A 4,906-nucleotide genomic window follows, 5' to 3' on the forward strand; every position below is an offset into this window, starting at 1 on the left:
GCACCCCAGAAGTCCCACAGCTGACCCGAAGCAGCGGCAACAGCGTGGTGCTGTTCGTTCATTTCGGTCACGTCAACGAAGGCTTCGACGTAGGCCGTGCCTTCAGCGGACTGATTGCCCTTACCGAAGATGTTGTACGGCACGCACTGATCAATGGCGGCACGGCCAGCTTCGCTGTTCTGAACGAAACCACCGCGGACCGGGTCCGGCAGGTTTACGCCCTGAGCGGCCAGGAGCTTGGCACGGCAGACAACTGCGCCTGCGGCACCGAGAACGCCGGCGGTGTCGACGACCGAGTCAGCAGCGAAGTAGAAGCGTTCGGCGTCAACCGCGAACTCTTGGTTCTCGTTGTCCATACGGCCGTAGGTGTAGGACAGATCCCAGCCGAAGTTCTTCACGAAGCCGACTTGGTCGTAGTCACCTTTAAGGGCGACAACATAACGCTGCAGGTCGCGGAAGTTGTTCTGGAAGCGGTCGTTACCGAAGCCCGACAGACGGGCCCACGGTGCAGCCGTGGTCGTGGTCACAGCACCCGGAGCGTTCTGGGTGCCAGCAGCATAGTTGGTGACCGTGTTGGCGGCGATAGCGGCCTTCAGGTTTGCCGGGATGAAGGCGTTGTCCGACCAGCGCATGTTTGCGCCCGACGTTGCCGTGATCTGCACATGTCGGCCAGCCGAGATGGCGGCGTCGCTGAAGTTGATGTCATAGAAGAACGGTTGCGACGTATCGTTCGTTTCTTCAGTGATATATTTGGCTTCGGCGTAGGCCGTGATGCGGTCCGTGATCTTGAAGGTCGAACCGACCTGATAGCGCTGCGATTCCGAACGCGGCAGACGCGAGTCGGTCGAGAAGACTGCAGCCGATTCACCGTCACCGCCGATGTTGTACGGACGGCTGGAACCCGTTGCGCCGATGCGCTGGCCGAAGTTGGCCAAACGAGCGGACGTGCCGTCGAACCACCAAGTCTTGGCCGGATCAACCGAATAGCAGTTCGCGCTGTTGTATGCGGTACAGGCCGCCAGCGGCACGTTCGGGTTGATCAGAGCGCTAGGCTGCTGAGCGTTGGCCAGCGTCATGACCGACCAGCGCGGGCGGTCCAGACGAACCAGGTTCGTACCCCAGAACAGTTGAGTGTCGATGATGCCATCGTCTGCCGGACCAATCGCACCCGAGGTCGGGTCGGCGTCAACGCCGAGCAGCACCGGCGAACGGCGCAGCCAGTCCATGTCCAGACCGGTCACTTCGTCCTGCTGCTCCCACTCGGCGTGGGCATAGACGTTCAGACGATCGTCGAAGAAGTTCTTACCGACCAAGGCCGAGATGCGCTTCGCAGCCTGACCGTCCTGGTTGATGACCGAATAGTTGGCGTCGATTTCCGCGCCTTCGTAGTCGTCGCGCAGGTTGAAGTTCAGCACGCCGGCAACAGCGTCTGCGCCGTAGATCGACGAGGCACCGCCGGTGATGATTTCAACGTTCTGGATCAGCAGGCGCGGGATGGTGTCGACGTCCACACCCAGACCACCACCGACCGAACCGACGTGACGGCGACCGTCAACCAGCGTCAGCGTACGGCCCGAACCCAGTGCGCGCAGGTTGGCGATCGACAGACCACCATCGTTCAGGCCCGAACCGGTCGTGTCCGACGGAATTACGGAGTTCGACAGCGCAGGAATGGTCGACAGATAGTCGATAACCGTCGCCAGACCAGTTTCCAGGATTTGCTCTTGGGTGACTTGGATCAGCGGGGTCGGCGAAGTCGTCGGGTCGCGACGGATACGCGAACCCGTAACGACGATCTCGCTAACCTCGGTGGCTTGATCCGTAGTCGGATTGGTTTGCTGCTCCGCATGAGCAGCCGTGACGAGCAAAGTGCTCGCCAGCACGGTTGTGCCAAGCAAAGCAGTGCGCTTGATTTTCATATGTTCGAACTCCCGTTCGGGGCTTCCCCATGACCCCCAAAAGGGGGGCCGCCGAGCGTGGAAACTCACATATCAATGTTGGCGTAACAATGATTATGGCATCATATGGGCCACTTTCAGTCCTAATGTTACCAGTTTAACACAATTCGCATTGGGAGAATCCCGTAGAGGCGCACAATCAAAAAGGGTGCGCCGATCCAATAACCAGCGCACCCCAATCATTTAATTTATAAGTTCCAAGAACTTAGAAGTTCTCTCGCAACCATGTTGCCGCGCGGGTGAACGGTCCGCCGCTGTGGATACGCGGGGCGTCTGCGGCCGTAATGTGGCGGGTCATGAGCTTATGCACCGACACCGCTTCGCGCGGTCCATAGGCAGCACGCAGCAATACGCCCGCCGCCGAGGAGAAGGCTGGTCCTGCCGCAGCTTCGGCAAGGTGAGGCGCGCGTTGGGGACGTCCAAGACGCACTGAAGGGTGGTCAAACACGCGCTCTGCCAGTTCACGCACGCCGTTCAACTGACTGGCCCCGCCGGTCAGAACGATTCCCATGCCCGGATCAATACGCATGCCTGCGGCGCGGAGGCGGTCGCGCATCAACTCCAGCGTCTCTTCGACACGCGGCGCGATGATGGTTTTCAGCATGGCCCGCGGCCAAACGACCGGACCAGATGACGAATCCTCGCCGCGCGGCGGGGCTTCAACCATTTCGCGGTCTTCATTATTGCTGGCCATGGCCGAGCCATGCAGCGTCTTAAGGCGCTCTGCCCCTGCACGCGAGGTTGTCATGCCGCGAGCGATGTCGGCGGTGACGTGATCGCCACCGACGCTGAGGCTCTCGATGTGCAGCAGGGAACGCCCGCCCCACACAGCGGCAGAGGTCGTCCCTGCCCCCATGTCGATACACAGCGAGCCCAGCTCCATCTCGTCTTCTTCCAGCGCGGCCAGCGAGGTGACAAGCGGGGCCGAAGCCACACCTTGCAGATCGAGGTGGGCGCGTTCCAGACAGTTGCTGAGGGCACCGAATGCCCCTTCCGCCATAGAAATCACCAGCAGGTCCAGGCCGAGGGTGCGGCCTTGCAAGTGACGCGGATCGTGGACGCCGCGCGAGCCGTCCACAGACCATGCGACTGGCAGAACGTGGATCGGGCGGCGGTTCGGCAGGCTGATCTTGGACAAGGCCGCACTGATGGCGCGAGCAAGGTCCGGATCGGAAATCGGCTGGCCGCCGAGCGAGACACTGGCCGACACGCGGTGGCTGGCCATCTGGCCAATCGAGGTGGTGACGACGACTCCGGAAATGGTCGCGCCAGCAGCACGCTCGGCCCGTTCGACAGCGCGCGCGATGGCGTCGGCGGCGTCTTCCATGTTGACGATCACCCCACCGCGCACACCGCGCGATTGCACGTGACCGGCACCGGCGACGCGAATGGTGCTGTCGGCACGACGCACACCTTCTGGCTTCATGATGAAGCAGGCGACCTTGGATTGGCCAAGGTCGAGCGCAGCCACTGCGGGCGCGCGCGACGAGTTACCGACCTGATCGTCTTTACGGTCGCGGAGAAGTCCAATCATTGTGCTTCTATCCTCTCGCGTCACCTTCGGAAGGGCGTATCGCCACTTCTTCAGGCGTTCTTAGATCGACCCGGGCAAAGCCCAGATCCAATAGGCGTTCACGCTGGTCCAGCGCATCGAGACGGATCAGGGCCGAGTCCTGATCGACAGCCGGCAGCTGGATCAAGGCACCGTCCTTCAAGCGAAGGTCCCAGCGGCGCTCGTCTACCCGCACCAGCGCATCGATACGGCTCATAAGACGCGGACGTTGGCGAAGCAGCGGCACGATATCGGCTGCGGCCTGATCGGCTCCCTTGCCGACAATGAGCGGCAATTCAGGATAGCGTCCGGCATCGGCACCCGGGATTACGACGCCATCGGCATCGATGACATGCGCCTTGCCACCGACCTGCCAAACGGCCAGCCGATTGTGTTCTTTAACGTCTACGATGATGGTGTTGGGCAACAGGCGCACCACGCGCGCTTCCTTTACCCAGCCCACCTGCTCTACCCGCTCGCGTACAGCGTTCAGGTCCAGACTGACGATAGGCTGATCCTGATACAGACCGACAGCGCGCTGGATGGGACCCTTGGCCTCTGGCGACGCCCCGTTGACGTGCACCTGCTCCAGTTTCAGACCCATGCCGACTGTTACGGCATCGAACTTTTCCTGCATGGAGGCAGAGATACGCTCTGCACGCGCTCCCGTAGCCAGAACGCCCGCCAGAACGGCAACGCCCGCAACCAGGCAAACAGCCACGACCCGCGGCGACATATCCATGCGACCGATATCGGCCACGCGTCCCTTGGGGGCACCGCGCGGGGCTTGCCCCTTACCAGATTGTCGACGTCCGCCGCGTACTACCGCCGGCATGAGGCGTCCTCCACCAACCAACGAACCAGAGTGCGATAATCCATACCGACGTAGGCCGCCTGCTCGGGCGCGAGCGAGGTCGGGGTCATGCCGGGCTGGGTGTTCACCTCCAGCAAGACAAGAACATCGTTAACGTCGTCATAACGGAAATCGGACCGCGATACGCCACGGCAGCCCATGGCCGCGTGGGCGAGCTCCGCCTGACGTAAAGCCTTGTCAAATACGTGCGCAGGCAGTTCCGCAGGCAGTACGTGGCGCGAACCACCGGGCGAATATTTCGCTTCGTAATCGTAGAAGCCCTTGGTCGGCGTAATGTCGGTGATGGTCAGGGCGCGCGGACCGTTCAGATCGCCGATCACCGCAACCGCCAGTTCTTTTCCCGCGATGAAGGGCTCTACCATGACCTGCTCGCCATAGGTCCAGCTATCTTCGCCAACTTCGGCCACCGGACGGTTAGCGCCCTCGCGCACCAGATAGACGCCGACCGAAGACCCTTCGGCATTCGGCTTGATCACATAGGGCGGCTCGATGACGTGGCGCGATGCGACCTCGTGACGGTCA

The 4,906-nt window shown here is 61.8% G+C and carries 4 protein-coding genes; all 4 read right to left on the bottom strand.

What is annotated here, in order from left to right; genetic code table 11:
• Positions 1 to 1,919 (bottom strand): TonB-dependent receptor plug domain-containing protein (locus OB03_RS14260; RefSeq protein WP_461344604.1); only part of this gene is annotated, 1,919 nt, incomplete at its 3' end.
• Between the two features lie 244 nt (positions 1,920 to 2,163).
• Positions 2,164 to 3,489 carry a cell division protein FtsA gene (gene ftsA / locus OB03_RS14265; RefSeq protein WP_427846577.1) on the bottom strand — a complete coding sequence of 442 codons (1,326 nt, stop codon included), beginning with the start codon at positions 3,487 to 3,489 and terminating at the stop codon, positions 2,164 to 2,166.
• 10 nt (positions 3,490 to 3,499) lie between these two features.
• Positions 3,500 to 4,345: a cell division protein FtsQ/DivIB gene (locus OB03_RS14270; RefSeq protein WP_242913855.1), complete on the bottom strand. Its 846-nt coding sequence runs from the start codon at positions 4,343 to 4,345 to the stop codon at positions 3,500 to 3,502.
• Positions 4,333 to 4,906: D-alanine--D-alanine ligase (locus OB03_RS14275; protein WP_461344605.1), on the bottom strand; the 574-nt coding region annotated here is incomplete at its 5' end. The genes OB03_RS14270 and OB03_RS14275, both read right to left, overlap by 13 nt.

Source organism: Brevundimonas sp. GN22 (assembly GCF_054824005.1).